This window comes from Actinomadura spongiicola, from assembly GCF_003432485.1.
GTDB classification, from domain to species: Bacteria; Actinomycetota; Actinomycetes; order Streptosporangiales; family Streptosporangiaceae; genus Spirillospora; species Spirillospora spongiicola.
On record NZ_QVNQ01000006.1, the window covers coordinates 460,027 to 479,731 of the forward strand.

General features: G+C 68.3%; 25 protein-coding genes. 13 read left to right on the top strand and 12 right to left on the bottom strand.

Annotation, left to right across the window (positions count from 1 at the left end):
* Positions 1-9: 9 nt before the first annotated feature.
* The gene (locus D0T12_RS21815) at positions 10-729 is read left to right on the top strand and encodes an SDR family oxidoreductase (protein ID WP_117401490.1); all 720 of its coding nucleotides are present in this window, start codon (positions 10-12) and stop codon (positions 727-729) included.
* An 8-nt stretch (positions 730-737) separates the two neighbouring features.
* Here D0T12_RS21815 and D0T12_RS21820 read toward each other — a convergent pair whose 3' ends face one another.
* The 3 genes from D0T12_RS21820 to D0T12_RS21835 form a co-directional block, all read right to left on the bottom strand.
* Positions 738-1,754: a TerC family protein gene (locus D0T12_RS21820; protein WP_117401491.1), complete on the bottom strand. Its 1,017-nt coding sequence runs from the start codon at positions 1,752-1,754 to the stop codon at positions 738-740.
* Between the two features lie 745 nt (positions 1,755-2,499).
* A complete protein-coding gene (locus tag D0T12_RS21830; RefSeq protein WP_117401492.1) occupies positions 2,500-2,862 on the bottom strand; it encodes a DsrE family protein in 363 nt (120 codons plus the stop codon).
* 157 nt (positions 2,863-3,019) lie between these two features.
* Positions 3,020-3,688 (bottom strand): GIDE domain-containing protein, encoded by a 669-nt coding sequence (locus D0T12_RS21835; RefSeq protein ID WP_158581581.1) that lies wholly within the window; start codon positions 3,686-3,688, stop codon positions 3,020-3,022.
* Positions 3,689-3,800: 112 nt separating this feature from the next.
* Here D0T12_RS21835 and D0T12_RS21840 point away from each other — a divergent pair, with 112 nt between their 5' ends.
* From D0T12_RS21840 to D0T12_RS21855, 4 genes are all read left to right on the top strand, one after another.
* On the top strand, positions 3,801-4,286 hold the full coding sequence (locus D0T12_RS21840) for an FABP family protein (protein ID WP_117401494.1): 486 nt from the start codon (positions 3,801-3,803) through the stop codon (positions 4,284-4,286).
* A gap of 325 nt (positions 4,287-4,611) precedes the next feature.
* Positions 4,612-5,028, top strand: coding sequence for a Fur family transcriptional regulator (locus tag D0T12_RS21845; RefSeq protein ID WP_117401495.1), 417 nt, complete (start codon positions 4,612-4,614; stop codon positions 5,026-5,028).
* A 9-nt stretch (positions 5,029-5,037) separates the two neighbouring features.
* Positions 5,038-6,024 (top strand): CAF17-like 4Fe-4S cluster assembly/insertion protein YgfZ, encoded by a 987-nt coding sequence (ygfZ, locus tag D0T12_RS21850; protein WP_117401496.1) that lies wholly within the window; start codon positions 5,038-5,040, stop codon positions 6,022-6,024.
* An 80-nt stretch (positions 6,025-6,104) separates the two neighbouring features.
* Positions 6,105-6,587: a hypothetical protein gene (locus D0T12_RS21855; protein WP_117401497.1), complete on the top strand. Its 483-nt coding sequence runs from the start codon at positions 6,105-6,107 to the stop codon at positions 6,585-6,587.
* A gap of 2 nt (positions 6,588-6,589) precedes the next feature.
* Here the strand turns inward: D0T12_RS21855 and dtd are convergent, their stop codons facing one another.
* On the bottom strand, positions 6,590-7,015 hold the full coding sequence (gene dtd, locus D0T12_RS21860) for a D-aminoacyl-tRNA deacylase (protein WP_117401623.1): 426 nt from the start codon (positions 7,013-7,015) through the stop codon (positions 6,590-6,592).
* 19 nt (positions 7,016-7,034) lie between these two features.
* Between dtd and D0T12_RS21865 the strand changes: the two genes are divergently transcribed.
* On the top strand, positions 7,035-7,862 hold the full coding sequence (locus D0T12_RS21865; protein WP_117401498.1) for a BKACE family enzyme: 828 nt from the start codon (positions 7,035-7,037) through the stop codon (positions 7,860-7,862).
* Here D0T12_RS21865 and D0T12_RS21870 read toward each other — a convergent pair.
* Both D0T12_RS21870 and D0T12_RS21875 read right to left on the bottom strand, forming a co-directional pair.
* Positions 7,849-8,694: a PaaX family transcriptional regulator C-terminal domain-containing protein gene (locus D0T12_RS21870; RefSeq protein ID WP_117401499.1), complete on the bottom strand. Its 846-nt coding sequence runs from the start codon at positions 8,692-8,694 to the stop codon at positions 7,849-7,851. The two genes, D0T12_RS21865 and D0T12_RS21870, sit on opposite strands and share 14 nt — an antisense overlap.
* The gene (locus D0T12_RS21875; RefSeq protein WP_199487602.1) at positions 8,687-9,316 is read right to left on the bottom strand and encodes a GNAT family N-acetyltransferase; all 630 of its coding nucleotides are present in this window, start codon (positions 9,314-9,316) and stop codon (positions 8,687-8,689) included. Before D0T12_RS21875 ends, D0T12_RS21870 begins: the two co-directional genes overlap by 8 nt.
* Before the next feature lie 165 nt (positions 9,317-9,481).
* Between D0T12_RS21875 and D0T12_RS21880 the strand changes: the two genes are divergently transcribed.
* Entirely contained in the window at positions 9,482-10,648 is a 1,167-nt protein-coding gene (locus D0T12_RS21880) for a DUF418 domain-containing protein (protein WP_233526209.1), read from the top strand.
* On the opposite strand, the gene D0T12_RS21885 is transcribed toward D0T12_RS21880, so the two are convergent.
* From D0T12_RS21885 to D0T12_RS21895, 3 genes are read right to left on the bottom strand one after another with little or no spacing between them, the layout of a single operon-like run.
* Complete coding sequence (locus D0T12_RS21885) at positions 10,645-10,851, bottom strand: helix-turn-helix domain-containing protein (protein WP_325050837.1); 207 nt, start codon at positions 10,849-10,851, stop codon at positions 10,645-10,647. The genes D0T12_RS21880 and D0T12_RS21885 overlap by 4 nt on opposite strands.
* On the bottom strand, positions 10,848-11,051 hold the full coding sequence (locus D0T12_RS21890) for a hypothetical protein (protein ID WP_117401501.1): 204 nt from the start codon (positions 11,049-11,051) through the stop codon (positions 10,848-10,850). The genes D0T12_RS21885 and D0T12_RS21890 overlap by 4 nt, the downstream gene beginning before the upstream one ends.
* On the bottom strand, positions 11,048-11,407 hold the full coding sequence (locus D0T12_RS21895) for an ATP-binding protein (protein ID WP_117401502.1): 360 nt from the start codon (positions 11,405-11,407) through the stop codon (positions 11,048-11,050). The genes D0T12_RS21890 and D0T12_RS21895 overlap by 4 nt, the downstream gene beginning before the upstream one ends.
* Before the next feature lie 137 nt (positions 11,408-11,544).
* Between D0T12_RS21895 and D0T12_RS21900 the strand changes: the two genes are divergently transcribed.
* Entirely contained in the window at positions 11,545-12,369 is an 825-nt protein-coding gene (locus tag D0T12_RS21900; protein ID WP_147339591.1) for a helix-turn-helix domain-containing protein, read from the top strand.
* Positions 12,366-12,551, top strand: coding sequence for a DUF397 domain-containing protein (locus D0T12_RS21905; protein WP_199487624.1), 186 nt, complete (start codon positions 12,366-12,368; stop codon positions 12,549-12,551). The genes D0T12_RS21900 and D0T12_RS21905 overlap by 4 nt, the downstream gene beginning before the upstream one ends.
* Positions 12,552-12,912: 361 nt before the next feature.
* On the opposite strand, the gene D0T12_RS21910 is transcribed toward D0T12_RS21905, so the two are convergent.
* Positions 12,913-13,971: a PstS family phosphate ABC transporter substrate-binding protein gene (locus D0T12_RS21910; protein ID WP_117401505.1), complete on the bottom strand. Its 1,059-nt coding sequence runs from the start codon at positions 13,969-13,971 to the stop codon at positions 12,913-12,915.
* Positions 13,964-16,207, bottom strand: coding sequence for an MMPL family transporter (locus D0T12_RS21915; RefSeq protein WP_117401506.1), 2,244 nt, complete (start codon positions 16,205-16,207; stop codon positions 13,964-13,966). Before D0T12_RS21915 ends, D0T12_RS21910 begins: the two co-directional genes overlap by 8 nt.
* A 171-nt stretch (positions 16,208-16,378) precedes the next feature.
* On the opposite strand from D0T12_RS21915, the gene D0T12_RS21920 reads away from it, so the two are divergent.
* The 4 genes from D0T12_RS21920 to D0T12_RS21935 all read left to right on the top strand — a co-directional run bounded on the left by D0T12_RS21920 (position 16,379) and on the right by D0T12_RS21935 (position 19,296).
* Positions 16,379-16,594 (top strand): hypothetical protein, encoded by a 216-nt coding sequence (locus tag D0T12_RS21920; protein ID WP_117401507.1) that lies wholly within the window; start codon positions 16,379-16,381, stop codon positions 16,592-16,594.
* Between the two features lie 77 nt (positions 16,595-16,671).
* A complete protein-coding gene (locus D0T12_RS21925; protein ID WP_117401508.1) occupies positions 16,672-17,316 on the top strand; it encodes a MerR family transcriptional regulator in 645 nt (214 codons plus the stop codon).
* Between the two features lie 470 nt (positions 17,317-17,786).
* Positions 17,787-18,272, top strand: a complete 486-nt coding sequence (locus tag D0T12_RS21930; RefSeq protein WP_233526211.1) for an NUDIX domain-containing protein — start codon at positions 17,787-17,789, stop codon at positions 18,270-18,272.
* Between the two features lie 70 nt (positions 18,273-18,342).
* Positions 18,343-19,296, top strand: coding sequence for an asparaginase (locus D0T12_RS21935; protein WP_117401510.1), 954 nt, complete (start codon positions 18,343-18,345; stop codon positions 19,294-19,296).
* Here D0T12_RS21935 and D0T12_RS21940 read toward each other — a convergent pair.
* Entirely contained in the window at positions 19,286-19,693 is a 408-nt protein-coding gene (locus D0T12_RS21940; RefSeq protein WP_117401511.1) for a hypothetical protein, read from the bottom strand. The genes D0T12_RS21935 and D0T12_RS21940 overlap by 11 nt on opposite strands.
* Positions 19,694-19,705: the final 12 nt, after the last annotated feature.

The window sequence follows — 19,705 nt, forward strand, 5'->3', positions numbered from 1 at the left end:
TCCGACCGTATGACGCTCAAAGACAAGATCGCCTTGGTGACGGGAGGTTCGCGGGGGATCGGCGCGGCCATCGTGCGGCGCCTCGCCCGGGACGGCGCGCGGGTGACGTTCAGCTACCGGGACGACGAGGACGCCGCGAACGCACTGGTACGGGACGTCGCGGGCACGGTCGCCGTCCGCGCCGACCAGGAGGACCTGGCGAGCATCGACGCGTTATTCGAACCGGTCGGCGACGGGCTCGACATCCTCGTCAACAACGCCGCCATCAACCCGCCGACCGCGATCCGCGACATCACCCCGGAACTGTTCGACCGGGTGATGACGGCGAACGCGAAGTTCCCCCTGTTGGCGATGCGCCGGGCCGAGCCCCTATTGCGCGACGGCGGACGCATCGTCAACATCTCCACTTTGAACACCGTCCTGCCGGTGGCGGGGCTGGCGCTGTACTCGGCGAGCAAGGCCGCGTTGGAGCAGTTCTCCGCCGTCGCAGCCCGCGAGTTCGGCGCGCGGGACATCACGGTGAACACCGTCTCGCCGGGCGCGACCGACACCCGGATGCTGCGCGACACCAACCCGCCGGAGGCCCTGGAGCAGACCGCGGCGTTCACCGCCCTGGGACGCCTCGGCACCCCCGCGGACATCGCCGACGTGGTCGCGTTCCTCGCCGGGCCGGACGGGCGCTGGATCACCGGGCAGAACATCCGCGCGACCGGCGGACTGATCTTCTAGCTCCCCGTTCAGCGGGCGGCGGGCTCCTCCTCACGCGGCCGCTCGCGGCGCTTGCGCAGGGAACCGGCGTGCGCCTTCTCCTCGGGGTGGTGGTGGACGCGGACCAGGCTCGCGGCCGTGGTGAACAGCAGAATCACCATGATCACGCCCAGCGACAGCGGCGTCGGGATCTCCGGGATGGACTTCGTGACGTCCTCGTGCAGGAAATGCAGGATCAGTTTGACGCCGATGAACGCGAGGATGATCGACAGCCCGATCGACAGGTAGACGAGCCGTTCCAGCAGGCCCTCGATGAGGAAGTACAGGGCACGGAGGCCGAGGAGCGCGAACGCGTTGGCGGTGAAGACGAGGAACGGGTCCTTCGTCACGCCGAACACCGCCGGGATGGAGTCGAGCGCGAACAGCACGTCCGTGCTGCCGATCGCGATGAACACGATGAGCAGCGGGGTCGCCACCCGGCGGCCGTCCTCGTGCGCGAGCATCCGTCCGCCGTGGAAGTCGTCGCTCACCGGGAAGAGCTTGCGGGCGCGGCGGACGAAGAAGGTGTCCTCCACGTCGGGTTCCTCGTTGCGATGCCGGATGAGCTGCACCGCCGTCCAGATCAGCACCAGACCGAAGATCAGGAAGGTGAAGGAGAACAGGTTGATCGCCGCGGCGCCGACCGCGATGAGCACGGCCCGCAGGATCAGCGCCGCGGCGATCCCGAACAGCAGCGTCTTCTGCTGGTACTCCTGCGGCACCGCGAACCGCGACATGATGATCACGAAGACGAAGAGGTTGTCGACCGACAGGCTCTTCTCGACGATCCAGCCGGAGAAGTACTCGGTGCCTCCCGTCGACCCGGCCGCGGCCCACACGACGAGACCGAACAGGACCGCGACGGCGATGTAGAACACCGACCAGAACGTCGCCTCGCGCAGCCCGACGGCGTGCGGGCGCCGCACCGCGACGACCAGGTCGAAGACGAACAGTCCGATGATCAGCCCGATCGTGGCGACCCAGGCCCAGACGGGTACGTCGATCATCCGATGGCTCCACTAGGTTCGGGACGTGCGGTGGTCCGGCCGTGCTCCGCTGATCTATATCCGTTCTGCGGTGCTTTTACCTTCCCTCCTGCCACGTCCCCTGGTGCCCTGGGTACTCACACTCAGGCACATCTGAGTATCCGCACCGATGCGGGCGCTCTCACCGGATCGTCAGGCTGATGGCATGAACCCTTCCCGATGGCTTGTTCCCGCGCTCGTCGCCAAGGCGGCGTTGCTAGGCCTCCTCGGCCTCGCCGTTGCCTTCCCCGAGTGGGACCGGTTCGCGGACAAGGCGATGGGCGCCCGCGCGGTCGCCTATCCCGCCGCCGCCCTGGTCGTCGCCCTCATCTGGGCGCTGCGCGGCCGTCCCAGGCCGTTCCCGTGGGACGTCGACCTCCTCGTGACCGCGCCGTTCGTCATCGACGTCGCGGGCAACGCCGCCGACCTGTACGACTCCGTGGGGTGGTTCGACGACGCCTGCCACTTCGGCAACTGGGCGCTGCTGTGCGCCGCCGCGGGGATCGCGCTACGTCGGTGGGGTGGCCTCAGGTCGTGGACGCTGGCGGTCTGCTGCGCCGGGATCGGGGCGGCCGCGGCGATCGTGTGGGAGGTCGCCGAGTACGGCCTGTTCATCCTCGACACCCCCGAGGCGACGACCGCCTACCGCGACACCATCGGGGATCTTGTACTCGGCCTCACCGGGGCCGTGGTGGCGGGTGTGGCCGTCGCCGCCGTGCCGACCCGGTCAGTAGACCAGCGCCTGGACGTCGTCCCGGGTGATCTCCTCGACGAACGTCGGGGCTCCGGCGATGCGGACGCCGGGCAGGACGTCGTCCGGTCCGATGTCGCGGCGGGCCGCGCACTGCGTGCAGAGGGTGACCTGGCCCGCGGTGAGGATCACGGTGAGCAGATCGTCCAGGGGAGTGGCGTGCGGAAGTGAGAACTCCGCCGCGCGACCGGGCAGCGCGAACCACGAGGACTCGCCGGTCAGCCACAGCGACACCGGGACCCCGCTGGCGACGGCCGCCGCCGCGACCGTGAACGCCTGGTTGCAGCGCTCGGGGGCGTCCGCGCCCGCCGTCACCTTGATGACCAGTGGTCTCGCCATGCTCGAACTCTAGCCGGACGATCGCGCACGGTCGCGCGTAGCATCGTCCGGTATGAGCGGGATGGTGAACGTCGGGATACTCGTCGGCTTCCTCGGGTTCATGGCGGTATCCGCCGTACTACTCGTGATCCGCCTGGCTCGCCTGAGATAGGGCGGGTCAGTCCCCGTAGTAGATGTGGTTGACGAGGACGATGACCCCGCAGATGAGGACGATGAGCGAGCCGCCGCCGTAGCCGATGCCCATGAACATCACGGCACGCCGCTGGAAATCCCGCCGCGTCCGCGTGGTGATGCTGTACTGGCCGGTCTCCTTGTCCTTGCCGATGGACCCGCCCGTCGACGTGCCGAGGACGTACAGGGGGCCGTCGGCCGGCAGGATCCACTCCTCGTAGCGGTACTCCGCGACCTCCTCGTCCACGCCGGGCAGGTTCCCGTTGTGGGCTCGCCGCTCGTCCATCGTCTGGACGGGCGCGTCCACGGCCGCGTTCTCCGGGAAGACGGTCAGGCGCCCCGTCTTGTCCTGGAGGTAGAAGGGCGCCTTGGACTTCTCGTCGACGAAGACGCGCTTGCCGCCCGCCCTGGTCTTGGCCGTGGCCTTGATCTTGTACCAGGCGCACGGCGTCCCGGAGAACGGCGCGGGCTGGACGGCGAGGGCCGTCCCGGTCACCTGGCAGGGGACGCCGTCGTGAAGGGCGGCGACCCCGGCGCAGTCCGTCAGGGTGCCGCGCCGCAGATTGCGGAAGCGGATCCGCCAGACCCAGCCCGCGGCCAGCAGAGCGGAGGCGATGATGAGCGGGAGGAGCAGGACCACCATGAGGCTTGACACGTTCCAATGATTCGGAAGGCGCGCGGTTCCGGACAGGGACGCAGGTCCCGAGTTCGGCGGGGGCACGGCACCGGGACGCGCCGCGCCGCCTGCCCCACTACCCTCGGTGCTCATGGATCCTGAGCTGCACCCGGACCTTGAGCCGCTGAAATTCCTCCTCGGCACCTGGGAGGGCGCCGGTGTCGGCGGCTATCCCACGATCGAGTCGTTCAACTTCGGGCAGGAGCTGTCCTTCACCCACAACGGCAAGCCTTTTCTGAGCTACGCGAGCCGGACGTGGCTGATCGAGGAGGACGGCACGCTCGGGCGCCCGCTGGCGGCGGAGACGGGGTACTGGAGGCCGCGTCCCGGCAACGGGGTCGAGGTCACGCTGGCGCACCCGACGGGCATCGTGGAGATCTACGTCGGCACCGTCGCGTTCAGCCGGGTGGAGATGCGGACGGACGTCGTCGCCCGCACCGAGTCGGCCAAGGAGGTGACCGCCGGGCACCGCCTGTACGGCATGATCGGCGAGGATCTCGGTTGGGCCTACGACATGGCGGCGATGGGGGAGAAGCTCCAGTCGCACGTGTCGGCGCAGTTGAAGCGGGTGGCCTGAGAAATGAACGATCCCCGGACCTTCCCGCCGTTTCGGGGGCGGGGCGATGGACAGGACGGGTCCATCGGTCCGGGGACCGGGTAACTGCCTGGGATTCGCCGGTCACCGTCGCGACCGGTTGCCACCGCCGGAGGCGGCGGCGCCGAGGCGGAACGGCGACTAGCGGACAGCCACCTCGCGAGTCCTAAGATCAACCATGTCTTGGACCACCTCCTTTCGCGCGTACCCCGCACGTTATGTGAGCCTCGCGCGGACGGGCAAGCGTTTTTTCGCCGACCGGACGTCCGCGGTGAGGTTCCGGGCCGGCGGGATCTAGACTCGTGACATGGTCGAATCGTGGCAGGAGGAGCTGCGGGCGAAGGGGTACCGGGTCACCCCCCAGCGCCAGCTGGTCCTCGAAGCGGTCACCAACCTGGAGCACGCGACCCCGGAAGAGATCTGCGCCGAGGTGCAGCGCACCGCCCGCGGTGTGAACATCTCCACCGTGTACCGGACGCTCGAACTGCTCGAAGAGCTCGGGCTGGTCAAGCACGCACATCTCGGGCACGGCCCGCCGAACTACCATCTGGCGGCCGAGGCCGAACACATCCACCTGGTGTGCCGGAACTGCCACACCGTCGAGGACGTCGATCCGCGTGCGGCGGGCGGGCTCGCCGACGTCCTGCAACGCGACTTCGGTTTCGAGACGGACGTGCATCACCTCACGGTCTACGGGCGGTGCAAGGACTGCCGCGCGACATAACCTGGTGGCATGGAGAGCCCGCTGCTGGAGTCGCCCGGAGCCGTCCCCGCCGACGCGCCCGACCAGGAGGTCGCCGCGCACTACGGGGAGCCCGCGCAAGAGCAACGCGCCCTTGAGGACGGGGCGGCGTTCGTGGACCGCGGCAACCGGGGTGTCGTCAAGGTGTCCGGCCCCGACCGGCTCAAGTGGCTGCACAGCCTGCTGAGCCAGCACCTGGACGCGTTGAAGCCGTTCGAGCCGACCGAGGCACTGCTGCTCGGCCCCAACGGGCACATCGAGAACCATCTCTTCCTGATCGACGACGGTGAAGCGGTCTGGGCCCATGTGGAGCCCGGCACGGCGTCCCCGCTGGTGGAGTTCCTCGACCGGATGCGGTTCATGCTCCGCGTCGAGGTCGCCGACGTGTCCGCCGACCACGCCGTGATCACGGGGCCCGGGCCCGCCGGTCCCGGCGAACTCGCGTGGCCGGACGTCGCCGGAACCGTCACCCGGATCGTCCCACGCGGCGAGTTCCCCGAGGGCCTGCGACCAGCGGGACTCTGGGCCTACGAGGCGCTCCGCATCGCCGAGCACCGTCCCCGCTTCGAACTCGACACCGACCACCGGACGATCCCGCACGAGGCGGGATACGTGGAGACGGCCGTTCACCTGAACAAGGGCTGCTACCGGGGGCAGGAGACCGTCGCCCGCGTCCACAACCTGGGACGCCCGCCGCGCCGCCTGGTGTTCCTGCACCTCGACGGCAGCGTCGACCGGCTGCCCGCGCACGGCGACCCCGTCGAGATCCCCGGCGGCCGGACCGTCGGGTTCGTCGGGTCGGCCGCCCGGCACCACGAACTGGGCCCGATCGCGTTGGCGCTGGTCAAACGGAACGTCCCGCTCGACGCGGAACTCCTGGCGGGCGGAGTCGCCGCCGCGCAGGAGGTCGTGGTCTCCCCGGACACGGGAGCGAACGCGCAGATCGATCTTCGGCGGCGACCCGCGAAGTCCGGGTAGATCACCACCGGTTAGGGCAATATCGTCTGATGTAGACGATTTCTGACCGGCCGTGGCGCGTGAAAGGCGGTTTCCTACCGATGGTGGCCAACCTGGGGAAAGAGGAGCCGCCCGCGGCACGGAGGGGTGCCCGGCGCCTTCCCCGCAGGGAGCCCGCGGCGCTGTGGTGGGTGATGTTCGCCGTCTTCACCGGGGTCGCCCTGTGGCTCGGGTCGTGGCGGGTCGCGCTGCTCGTCCTCCTGGTGTGGTGCCTGTACCAGTTCATCCTCGTACCGACCCTGTGCCGGGTGCTGAAACCCCAGGGGCACCCCTGCGCGGAACGCGTCCGGGGACGGCTGTTCGCCTGCGGACCCGATCACCAGCAGCTCAAAACCGACGCGCTGTGGCAACTCGTCGGAATGCGCAACCCCCTCCAGAGAAACCAGGAGATCGAGGCCGAGCCCGGTGTCGTCCAGTCCCCCTACGTGCGCAGCCGCCTCACCGGCGCAGACCGCGCCCTGATCGTCCTCGCCGCCCTCGGCACGCTCACCACCCTGGTCGGGATGATCTACGGCTTCCGCTGACCTCACATGTCCACGACCAACGTGATCGGGCCGTCGTTGACGAGGGCTACCTGCATGTCCGCGCCGAACTCACCGGTCTCGACCTTCGCGCCGAGCGCCCTCAGCTCGTGGACGACCGCGTCCACCAGCGGCTCCGCGACCGGGCCCGGCGCGGCGGCCGTCCACGTCGGGCGGCGTCCCTTCCGCGCGTCCCCGTAGAGGGTGAACTGGCTGACGACGAGCAGCGGCGCGTTCACGTCCGAGCACGACTTCTCGTCCTTCAGAATCCTCAGCCCCCACAGTTTCGCCGCGAGCCTGCGGGCCTTCCCGGGATCGTCGTCGTGCGTCACGCCGACGAGGACCAGCAGGCCCGGCCCCTCGATCTCCCCGACGATCCGCCCGTCCACGGACACGCTGGCCTGGCTCACTCGCTGGACTACCGCACGCATGACCATGCATTCTGCCGCCATGGGAGCAACGACGCTCATCACGGTGGCGCCGACCGGCGCGGAGTCCACGAAGACCGACGTCCCCGCCCTGCCCGTCACCCTCGATGAGCTGGTCAGGACGGCCAGGGAATGCGAGGCGGCCGGAGCGGCGGTCATCCACGTGCACATCCGCGACGACGACGCACGGCCCACACTCGACCTGCCCCGCCTCCGCGACACGGTGCTGGCCCTTCGGGAGAACACGAACCTGATCGTCCAGCTCTCCACGGGCGGCGCGGTCACCGACCCCTACGAGGACCGCCTCCGCGTCCTGGACGCCGACCCCGACATGTGCTCGCTCACCTGCGGGACGGTCAACTTCGGCGCCGACGTCTTCATGAACCCGTGGCCGTTCATGGTGGACCTCTACCAGCGCACCCAGGCCCTGGAGATCGTCCCGGAGTTCGAGCTGTTCGACCTGGGCCACATCGCCGCGCTGCACCGCCTCCTCGACAAGTACGGGCTTCCTTCCGGCGGCCACGTCCACTGCGACCTGGTGATGGGCGTCCCCGGCGGCATGCCGGGCGACACCCGCACCCTGGTCGCCGCCGTGGAGGCCCTCCCCGCCGGTGCGACCTGGTCGGCCACCGGCATCGGGCGCACGAGCGTCCCCGTCCTGCTGGCCGCCCTCTCGGCGGGCGGGCACCTCCGGGTCGGCATGGAGGACACGGTCACCTTCGCCAAGGGGCAACCGGTCACGGCGAACGTCCAACTGGTGGAACGCGCCGCCCAGGCCGCGACGCTGGCGCAGCGCCCACCCATGCCGTCCGCCGACGCCCGCGCCCTGTTGCGCGTCAAGCCACGCTGACCGCGTCGTCGTAGAGACGGAACAGGCGAGGCGGTGACGGCGAGTCGGCGCGAAGAGCCGTCCAGCACTCGTGGAAGAGTCGCCGGGCATGGCTGCCGGGCCAGGGCTGGGGCAGCAGTTCCGGGGGCAGGAGCGGGTCGGGGGTCATGGCGCGGCTGAACTCGGCGGCGAGTTCGACCGCCAGTGTGAGCCGCTCGACCTCGGAGAGACCCCGCTTCAGTTGCTCGGCGGACGTCCGGGCGAACGCGGCCAGGCGTTCGTGCCGTGCCGCGATCTCGTCCAGGGGCCATATCTCGGCCGCCAGGCGGCGGGGGTCGTCGATGTCGCCGACGCGCAGGTCGGTGCTGGTGAGGAAGCTGACCGAGTCGATGACGCCGAGGTGACGGGCCTGGGCTTCGACCAGCTCGGCGATGGGGTTGGCGCTGACGTACAGCCCACCCTGGACGGGCGCGGCGCCCAGGTGCAGGAGACTCTCCCGCAGGGCGTCACGGGCGGTGCGGAGCGACTCCGGGACGGCGAAGGCGAACAGATACCAGGTGCCGTTCCAGGGGGCGAGCCCCTGGTCCTGCCGGTAGGCGTAGCGGACATGCCCGACATCGGGAGCGATGGCGCCGGTCGCGTCGGCCACGGCCCGCAGCACGGCCTTGCGCCCCCGGCCCTCCTGCGTGAACCGGCCTTCGGCGACGAGGCGTTTGACGCACAGCCGAACCTGCTGGTCGCTCATGCCCAACAGCCCGGCGACGGCGTACAGCTCACCGGCGTCCACCGTCCCGTCCTCGCGCAGCAGGGCGTGCACCAGCAGCCGCGTGGGGATCTCCGGACGCTCACTCATCGGCCACCTCGGTAGGCAAGGGACGGTGCATGGTCGTCACCGCCCCGAACCCCATCAACCCTCGCAGAAAGGGCGTCTGCTGCGTGCGCACGGCGCTGAAACCGTGGCGTTCGTACAGCGCCCTGGCACGCGGGTTGACGTCGATGACGTCGAGCCGGATCCGGGAACACGCGTGCTCGGCGGCCACGGCGATGACCTCCCGCAGCAGCATGCCGCCGATGCCGGAGCCGCGGTGTTCTTCCGCGACGCAGATTCCGTCCATCACGAGTTCGCCCTTGGCGGCCGTCCGGGTGAAGAGGGCGAGCAGGACCAGCCGCGGCACCCCTCTGAGCACACCGTACGCGGACAGTACGTCCCATGCCGAGCCGCCGGTCAGGGCCCGGCCCCCAAGGTTGTATCCGGCGACACCGACGACCCGTCCTTCGTCGTCCAGGACGGCGATGCCCCGGTCGTGGTGCAGATGGGCCGCGAGGAACGCCCGCCCTTTCTCGGCCGGACCAAGCGCGGCCTCAAGCTTGCGCCCGAACGCCTCCCAGTAGAGCCCGGCCACCTGCCCTTCGGCCCCCTCGGGAATCCCTCTACGCAGGACGACACCACGACCGTCCCGCCCCCTCACCCCCACATGCCCTCCCATCGCACCCAGAACCATCCTAGTACGTTCGTTTCAAAACGATCGTTCACTAGATGATAGTTTCCCTCCATGAGAACCCGGCCAAGGACAACGAACGACCCCTCGCACCCCACCAAGCCGGCCTCGGGCCCACCCGACGGAGCCCGCCTCACGCAGGTGGACGCACTGCGAGGCTTCGCCCTGTTCGGCATCCTGATGGTCAACATCACCTACATGGCGTCCGCCTACCACGGCACCGGCCTGGAGGATCCCGGCCTCGACGGCCCGGTGAGCACCGCCGTCCGCTGGGTGGTCACCGTCTTCTTCGAGACCAAGTTCTTCCTGCTGTTCTCGTTCCTGTTCGGCTACAGCTTCACGCTGCAACTCGACTCCGCCGAGCGACGCGGCGTCCGGTTCACCCCACGCTTCCTGCGACGCCTCACCGGCCTGTTCGTCATCGGCGCCGCGCACGCGGTCTTCCTCTTCCCCGGCGACATCCTCACCCTGTACGCCGTCCTAGGCCTGGTCCTGCTCGCGTTGCACCGCATCAAGCCCGCTACCGCAGTCCGGGTCGCCGTAGTGACGCTGGCGGTCACAGCCGTCGCGTACATGCTCCTCGCACTCGCCGTGGCGCAATCAGGCGGCGACGGAACGATCCCGGAGTCCGTGGCGGCCTCCGCGGCTCAGACGACCGAGGACCTACGCGGCGCCCCGGCATCCGTCATCGCCGCCAACCTTCGCCAACTACCGGACGTCGCCTTCCTGCTCATCTTCTTCCAGGCCCCGTCCGCACTAGCCGCCTTCCTCCTGGGCTTGGCAGCGGGACGCCGAAAGGCATTCACCGCCCTTGACCAGCGGTTCCTACGCCGCCTGCAATGGACGGGTTTCACCATCGGCCTGACAGGCGGCATCGTGTACGGGCACGCGACCCTGAACCACCCCGAACCCGCCTACCAGGTCGTCGCCCTGGGCCTCGACGTGATCACCGCACCCCTACTGGCCGCCGCTTACGCCGCGACCGTCCTCCGAGCCTTCGAGGGCCGTCACAGCCGGACCCTGGTGCGCGCCCTCGCCCCAGCCGGACGAATGTCCCTGACGAACTACCTCGGCCAGTCACTCATCTGCGCCCTGCTGTTCACCGGCTTCGGCGCCGCCCTCATAGGCCGTGTCGCACCCCTCGGCGTCGCGGCAATCGCCATAACCCTGTTCACGGCACAGACAGTGACCAGCCGCTGGTGGCTCCGACACCACGCCTACGGCCCCCTCGAATGGCTACTGCGTGCCTGGACGGCACTGGCAATCCCCCCATGGCGCCCACCGCAGCCCGCTAACCACCGCCCCTAGGACGGACCATGCCGCAAGAGGTACTCCACCTGCTCCCGGCTGAACCTGCGATGCCCACCGAGCGTGCGGACGGAGGCGAGCTTTCCTTCCACCGCCCACCTCGTCACCGTGGCACCGCTGACACCGAACATCCGGGCCACCTCCGTGATGGTCAGCAGGTGACCGGGGCTGAAGTCCCAGCCGTGGACATGCGTTCGAATCACTGGAAGGTCTCCCTGGGCACCGAGTGCAGCGGGTCCTGCACATTGCGCATCGCGAGCATGAGCCGGGCATGCCCGACACGACCGGCCGCACGAACGTGCTCGTCACCTGGAACCACCCCAGGCTTACGAAGCCACGGCCCGTACACGCGTATGACGGCGATCTGAAGCCAGGTGTCGACCGCCAGTTCGTCGGGGGTCATGGGATCGTCCACTCCGCGTAGACGACCTTCCCGCCCGTCTCGATGTGCCGCACGCCCCACCGACAGGCCAGTTCGCTTACCAGCAGAAGCCCCCGCCCACCAGACTCAGACGGCTCAACACCGTCCAACGGCGGCGGAGTCTCATCCGCGTCCCACACTTCCAGGACATACCGGCGCCCCCACGAGTAGGCGTGCACCGCGACCACGTCGGTCATGGCATGCTGAATCGCATTCGTCACCAATTCCGACGTGATCAGACAAACATCCCCGCTGTCGACCGGCCAACTAGCCGTGATCTTGTTAATATGATCACGTGCCCACCCGGCACTCGACGCCTCACTCGGCAGAATGATCATTCGCCCCACCCTCCTCCCGCTGCCTGTTGATTCGCGGTTCCAAGGATGGAGTTGCAGAGTTACCCTTGACGATACGGAGCACGACCACAGCAGAATGACAAGACCTCACCCCCCGGCGTATCGAGGTGTATCCGCTCATGGCCAACAACCGCATGACGCCTCGCACATTCCTTGCTAAGCAGATCCGACGCCTTCGCGTATCGGTCATTGATCCCGAAACGGGCAAGGAGATGTCCCCTGCGGGGTTGGCCAAACTGGTCTATAGAAGCGAATCCCTAGTCAAAGCCTGGGAAAGCGGACGCCGCGTCCCGCAGCCAGACGACCTCCAGCGCCTCGACGAGATCTTCGACACGAAAGATCTCCTGGCCGAGCTCGGCAGGGGGCTCGTTAAGGACGAGCGAGCGCCGGAGTACATGGACAAGTGGCGTGAGGTCGAAGAGCAGACAACGCTAATTCGCTCATACCATCCACTTCTTGTCCCCGGCCTTCTCCAAACGCCAGAATATGCACGCGCGGTCATCGCGTCGTCCGGAAGGCGTGTGGCAGATATAGACAAGCAGATACAGATGAGAATGGAGAGACAGGAGATCATATGTCCCGAGAGTGATACAATGATCGTCGCGGTCATGGATGAATTCGCACTCTATCGACCGATCGGCGGGCCTGAGACGATGCATGATCAGCTTGTCAAGTTGCTGGCGGTAGCCGAACAACCGAACGTTCGGATTAACGTCGTGCCGACGAGTGTAGGCGAATACGCTGGATTGGCCGGAAATCTCGACATCGCCACCATGGACGGTCGAGGATTTGCTTATGTGGATGACGCATTCAGCGGAGACGTCCTAGAATACCCTGAGGACGTATCGATCATGGAACATGTCTGGGAGGAAATTCGCGATAAAGCCCTATCGGTGGACCAGTCAGTTGAGTTGATAGTGAAGGTAGTTGAACGATGGAAATGAGATGGCGAAAGTCGTCGTACAGTGGCAATGGGGGAGCGCATTGCGTGGAGTTGGTCAAATCCCCTCGCGGCATTGGTGCTCGAGATAGCAAGTACCCGGAAGGTCCACGCCAAGAGTTCAGTGTTATGGCGATGGCGGCGTTGTTCGAGGAGATCCGGCGCGGCGACTACGACCTGACCTAATTTGGATGGTTTGTATCCCGGGGTTACCGCCCCGGGATACGTCAGACGGCACTTCGACCATTTGGCGGCCTGCCACGGCGAGCACCACGCGGCAGCAGCGACTCCAAGGTCCGCCACTGCCGATCCGTCAGGTACTTGCGCGCTCCGATCGATACGCTGGGCACGAGGTCTCCGGTATTGATGGTCTTCTTGGTCGTTGATCCATCTACCGGAGACCCCACTCGTCTTTAGACGCGACATGCCGCCCAAACGAAGGCCCGGGGGGCGGCCGGGAGATCCGCGCCCCTGCCGGAAGGTCCCCTCCACCCGTTGCCGAACGTCCTGCGGATCGGTCATGTCCGAGCGCGGATCCCCGCCCTGCTCATTCCGGCTTCCCGCAGGAATCGCCGCGGAGAGGCAGGAAGCCGTACTCGGCAATGTTCGCCTGCGCCCGGGGACTGGAGCAGATCCAGCTGTGCGGACCGGCGAACAGGCGAGCCGGACCGCGCGGCAGCCTTCCGTCCGGCCCGGCGAGCACGGCCACCGACTCTTTGATCATCAGCGTCGACGGGAACGCCGGAACGCCCGCGACCTGGCCCGCGTTGATCTCGACACGGCCGCTCGCGGGGTTCCGCACGGCCGGGGCCAGACCTTGGATCATCCGTAGGGACAGCGCGCCGTGCTGGTCGTCGTGGCCGTACTCGGCCTGTGCGAGGTACTTCGCGATCGAATACCACACCAGGGCATTGGGGTTTCCCGCGATCAGCGGGTCGGTGCCCTGGTCTTGAGGCACACCGGTCCGTACGCAGTCCCCGAGCTTGTCCACGCCGAGCTGGTTGAGGAAGTAGGTGATGCCCGGGCCGACGATCGGCAACATCGGCTGGATCGTGTCGGCCGAGGTGCCGCCCACCCGGTCCCAGGTTCGCACGCGGCAGGTGAAGATGTCCGCCAACTGGGGCGGGGTGAGCGAGTCCGGAGCGTTTCCGTCCGTATTGGCCGCCCACGTCAATCCGTCGGTCGCGAACGGGAACAACCTCAGGTTCGGCGGGTCGCCGGGAAGCCGGGGCCGGATGCTTCGCGCGAAGTCGATGCACGGCCGCCCACCGGGCAGCACCTGCCTGGCGATCAGTGCGTCGATCCCCTGAGATGATCCGGGCGGCCGTGTGATCGGCCGGCATCCGGCCTTGGGCCTGATGGTGGCGGAGCCGTGCGTCCGCCAGCTGAACAGGCGGCGCCCGTGCCGCGTCGCGTTGTGATCGGACGCCAACTGGTCGAAGAGTGCTTCGGTGGTGTCCGCGCCGACGCCCACGACGTCCGTTGAGCGGGGCGTGACGCCGGGGTCGGCGAACGCGCCGGATGTGGGCGGCGCGACCACGGCCGCGATCAGCGCCGTCGCGGCGCCGACCAGGGCGGCCGCACCTCGGGTCCGATGGTTACGCATTCTGGCCTCCAGTTTCGACTTCGTTGCGGATCGGCTGCCCTGCCGGATTTGCAAGCGTGCCCGTGTCCCCCACCGGCCACGGCCGGAACGCCTCGTCGTGTTCCCCGCCGCGCCCCTCCCACCAGCGCGCCAGCGGTCGCGGCGCCCACCAGACGCGCGGGCCGACCAGCTTGATCGTCGCCGGCAGGAGCAGGCCGCGCACCAGGGACGCGTCGACCAGGACGGCCAGCACCACGCCCACACCGATCATCTTCATCACGGTGATCTGCGAGAACACGAACCCGCCGACGACCACGCAGAGCAGCAGGGCGGCGCTGGTGACGATCTTGGCGGTCTGCTGGATGCCCGCGGCCACCGACTCCTCAAGGTCGCCGGTGGCGTCCCACTCCTCCTTGATGCGGGCCATCAGGAAGACCTCGTAGTCCATCGCCACCCCGAAGGCGATCACGACCACGAGCAGCGGGAAGTTGACGTCGACGGCTCCGATCGGGACGAAGCCGAGCAGGCCGTCGAGATAGCCGTCCTGGAAGATCAGGCGGATGGCGCCCAACGCGGCCGAGAGCGACAGCAGGATCAGCACGATCGACTTCAGCGGCAGCACGACCGAGCCGAACGCCAGGAACAGGACGATGAACGAGACCACGCCGACGAACAACAGCATCCAGGGCAACCGCGAGGACACCATGTGGACGATGTCGACCCGTGAGGCGGGCATGCCGGTGACCGACGCGCGGGCACCTTGCGGCGGGGCCTCGGAACGCACCTCGGACACCATCGTGCGCGCGGCGCGCGACATCGGGTCGATGGAGTAGCCGAGAGTGATGCGAGCGGTGGCGCCGGCGGTACCGGTCACCCGTCCGCCGGTCACGTTCGGGACCGCGTCCAGGCGGCGTGCGTAGTCGTCCAGGGCCGCCCGTGTCCCCGGCTGGTCGGCGGGCCCTGGGAGCTCGACGGCGACGGTCATGACCTTCGCGGGGTCGGCGGCGAAGCGCGTTCCCAGTGCCTGCGTGACCGATCTCGCCTCACCGTTCTTCGGCTGGACCCAGTCGCCGGGCCGGGCCCAGTTCGCGCTCAGGAAGGGAAGGCCGAGCGCCACCAGGAGGACCACGACCGCGGCGGTGACCGCGAGCGGACGCCGCATCACGGCGCGGGCCAAGGAGTACCAGCGACCGTGAGCGACGGCGCCCGGAGTGACCTGGCGACGGCGGCCGGGGAGCGGGACTCGCAGCGAGTCGACCCGGTGCCCGGCGAACGTCAGCAGCGCCGGCAGCAGTGTCAGCGAGCCGACCACCGAGAAAAGGGCGACGCCCACTCCGGCATACCCCATCGAGTGCATGAACCGGGAAGGGAAGACGATCACGCAGGTCAGCGAGGCGCCCACGGTGAGTCCTGAGAACAGGACCGTGCGGCCGGCGGTCGCGACCGTCCGTTCCACCGCGTCCTCGACTCCCACGCCACGCGCCAGCTCCTCGCGGAATCGGTTGACGATGAGGAGCCCGTAATCGATGGTCAGCGCGAGCGCGAAGATCGTGACCACGTTGACGGCGAACGTGGAGACATCGGAGAAGAAGGTGGCCAGCCGCAGCACGACCAGCGACCCGAAGGCGACCGCGATGCCCACCACGAACGGGAGCAGGGCGGCTACGGCACTGCGGAACACCAGTACGAGCAGGAGCAGGAGCAGTGGCATGGAGAACAGCTCGGCCCGGCCGACGTCCCGCAGCGACTGGGCGTTGACCTGCTGCGTCATGGACGTCAGACCACCGAAGGTGACCTTCAGGCCCGGCACCTGCAAGTTCTTCTTGAGGGCCTTGAGCTGCTCGACGCGTTCCTGCTCGTCGTTGGACGGGAGTTGGAGGGCGACATACGTCGCGTGCCGGTCACGGGAGACGAACGAGGTGTCGCGGGTGGACCAGTAGGTCCGGACCCACTTGGTCGAGCCCGCGGGCAGCCCGGCCACCGCGCGCTGGACGGGTCCGGAGAAGGCCGGGTCGTCGACCGTCTTCGTCGGGTCCTGGTAGAGGACCACGACATCGGCGACGTGGCGTCCCAGCGGGCCCTCCAGGACTTGATTGGCGTGGACGGACTCGCTGTTCGGATCATCGAAGCCCGACCCGCCGGTCAGGGACCGGAAAACGCCGGTGCCCCAGACGCCCGCCGTGATCACCAGGACGACCGTCCCGGCGACGACCCACCAGCGGCGTCGGGCGGCCACCCGGCCAAGACGCGCGAACATCACAGCTCCTATAGATAGCAGCACTTACCGCTATTGATAGCGCCATTGTCCATGCCGCTACCCGGTGGCACAAGGGCTTCGGTCGGGAGCTCCACCGGGACGACAATGGATCGTGCGGGGAAGTCCCTGGTCGGAGCGGAGCTCTCCCACTTCTGGAGGAGAAGGCGCCAGGTGGGAGGTGTCTTCGGGATCGCCGTCGTGTCGGGTGTCTTCGCGGAACAGGCCGGGGTCGGTGGTGGCGGCGACGCGTTCGTCGCCGGGTCGCGGCCTGTGCTGTGGGCGGCGACGGCCATCCTCGCGCTGGCCGTCGTGGCCGCGACGCTCACCCCGTCGAGCTCGCTCCACCGGCCCGCCGAGCCACTCCCCGGCAGTGCTCAGGCCGCCTGACGCGACGTTATTGTAGGGACGGTGGAGCGGGACCCTGCCCAGCCGACACGAGGGCGACGCCGAGGGGAGAGGAATCCATGCGGATCGCCGAGCTGAGCCGCAGCAGCGGGGTCCCGGTACCGACCATCAAGTACTACATGCGCGAGGGACTGGTCCCCCCAGGCGAGCTGACGAACCGCAACCAGGCGCAGTACACCGATGAGCACCTGCGTCGGCTACGGCTGGCCAGAGCGCTGATCGAGGTCGGGGGGCTGCCGGTCGCCACGGCCAAGCGCGCGCTGGCCGCACTCGACGCCGCGGGCAACGTCCGCGATGCGCTCGGCAAGGCCCAGTACGCGGCGACCACCGTCCGGCCGCACACCGTCGACGACGAGGCATGGGGCAAGGCCCAGGCCGCCGTCAGCGGCCTGCTCGCCGGTCGCGACTGGGCGATCAAGGCCGATGGGCCCGCCCTGCTCAATCTCACCGAGACCGTCGCCGCGCTGCACCGGCTCGGCCAGGACGACCTGCTGGCGATGCTCGACCACTACGCCGACGCCGCCGAGGCGCTGGCCAGGGCGGAGCTCCCAGAGATCGCCCGGCGCACCACCACCGACGGCATGGCCGAGGCGGTCGTCCTCTGGACCGTCCTCGGCGACGCGCTCCTGGCCGCCCTGCGGCGCCTGGCACAGGAGAACGAGTCCGCGAAGGTCTTCAACGCCACCACTGAACCGACCACTTGAACACCCACGTCGCGGGCGTGCCGTCGGCGAGCCCGTAGCGCGGGTACACGGTGCCCGCCGGGCTGGCCACCGGCGGTTCGAGGAGGGTGAGTTTGTGGGCACCGCGCCGCCGCCGAACCCCTTCTTGCCTACGGCGAAAAGCACGGACACGGCTTGGCGGAACGCGCCGCCCGTGGCGCTGCGGCCAGGCTTCCAGGCGCCGCATGACGTCCCCGATCGCGAATTTCCTCGCTTGCCGTCACCCTTGTATGGGTGGCGAGATCCTTGTGTCGCCGCCTGAGTCTTAGCAGCATCAGCAGTTGGTGCACCTACGGTAGGTCTACCATGCGTGACCATCATGACTCATAGAGTGCGCCGGATTCGACCTGATGAAATCGTGTTCTACGAGATCGTTCTGGGAGAGGGCGGTGCGGGGTATCAGCGGCGTGATCAGGAAGTTGGACGGCAGGGTTGTTTACGAGAATCGTTGGATGACCGTGACGGAAGATCAGGTTGAGCGGCCGGACGGGTCCCGGGGGATTTTCGGGGTCGTTCACAAGCCGGATTTCGCGCTCGTCATCCCGGTCGAGGGCGACGGCTTTCACATGGTGGAGGAGTACCGGTATCCGATCGGGAAACGTACCTGGAGTTTCCCGCAGGGGACTCTGCCCGATCGACAGGAGGCGGATCCCGAAGAATTGGCGCGGCTTGAGTTGGTCCAGGAGACGGGCCTGCGGGCTCGCACGCTGCGTCATCTGGGCTACTTGCATTGCTCACATGGGAGCAGTGGGCAAGGCTTCAACATCTTCCATGCGAGTGACCTGGAGAAAGGCGAGCATGACCGGGAGGTGGAGGAGCAGGACATGCGCCAGGCTTGGGTGTCTCGTCCCGACTTCGTCGCGATGGTGGACGACGGCCGCATCACCGACGACTCCACGCTCGCCGCTTACGCCCTCCTGCTCATGAAAGGTTTGTGATCAAGGGCATTCGTGCTGGTGGGGTGGGTAGTTGGTAGGGGCGGGTGGTGGTCGGGCTTGAGGGGGGACGGTGGAGAGCAATCCTGTGTTGGTTGAGGTGGAACGGTCCGGGTTTGTGGAGTCCCGGCATCGGGGGGTGGCCGTGGGGCTCGCCGGGGATGGGGCGGTCGCCGTGCGGGTGGGGGAGGTTGAGGCGCCGATCTTTCCGCGGTCGGCCAACAAGCCGATGCAGGCGGTCGCGATGTTGCGGTGTGGGTTGGAGTTGGACGGTGAGCTGTTGGCGCTTGCTGCGGGGAGCCACTCTGGGGAGGACTTTCATGTCGAGGGCGTGGAGAAGATCCTCGCCGGGGTCGGGCTGGTGGCCGGTGATCTGCGGTGTCCGGAGAGTTGGCCGCTCGATCCGCAGACGCAACATGACCGGGCGCGCAGTGGTGGTGGGGCCTCGCGGATGCGGATGAACTGCTCCGGGAAGCATGCGGCGATGCTTGCCACGTGCGTGGCGGCGGGGTGGTCGACGGACTCTTATCTGGACGTCGATCATCCGTTGCAGGTCGCCGTGCGGGAGACCGTGGAGGAACTGGCGGGTGAGCCGGTCGCGGCGGTCGGGGTCGACGGGTGTGGGGCGCCGTTGTTCGCCGTGTCCACGGTCGGGGTCGCGCGGGCTTTCCGGGCTCTGGTTCAGGGCGGGCCGGACAGTGCGGAATGGCGGGTCGTGGATGCCATGCGGACGCATCCGCAGTGGACGTCCGGCACACGGCGTGAGGAGCGGGAGTTGATGGACGCCGTTCCTGGGCTGGTGGTCAAGTGCGGCGCGGAGGGGGTGGACGCGTTCGCGTTGGCGGATGGGCGTGCCGGGGCCGTCAAGATCGATGATGGGGCGATGCGGGCGCGGACGCCCGTCACCGTCGCGCTCTTGCGGGCGCTCGGTGTGGAGGTGCCGGACGCGTTGGCGGTGGTCGAGGTACGGGGTGGGGAGGGAATGGTGGGGGCTGTCCGGGCGGTGCCGGGCGTCTTCACGCGGTAGGGCGGGGGTCGTCCCCGTGCTCCCTCAGCTCCTCGAACTCCTCCTTGAAGATCGTCTGTTCGTACAGGACGCCGTCCGGCCAGGGCTTCTTCGGTTCCCGGCCGGGCTGCGGGTTGTCCTTGCGGAACTCCTCCCACTGCGACTCCCGGCTCGGCGGGTAGCTGTGGGAGAACATGCCGGGCCGGTAGGTGTACGTGCCGCCCTGTTCCATCCCGCGATGGTTGTGCTGGTCGTTCCTACGTTCCGGGTGGATCTTCCGGGACGACGCCAGAACCGTCATGCACAGTCGGCCGACCAGCGCGATGACGGCCACGACGGGAATGATGAACGCCCACCAGATCGGACCTCGGGGCGCGGTCTCGGCCAACGCCGGATCGGCCAGGATCGTGGAAAGCATGTCGGTCCACCT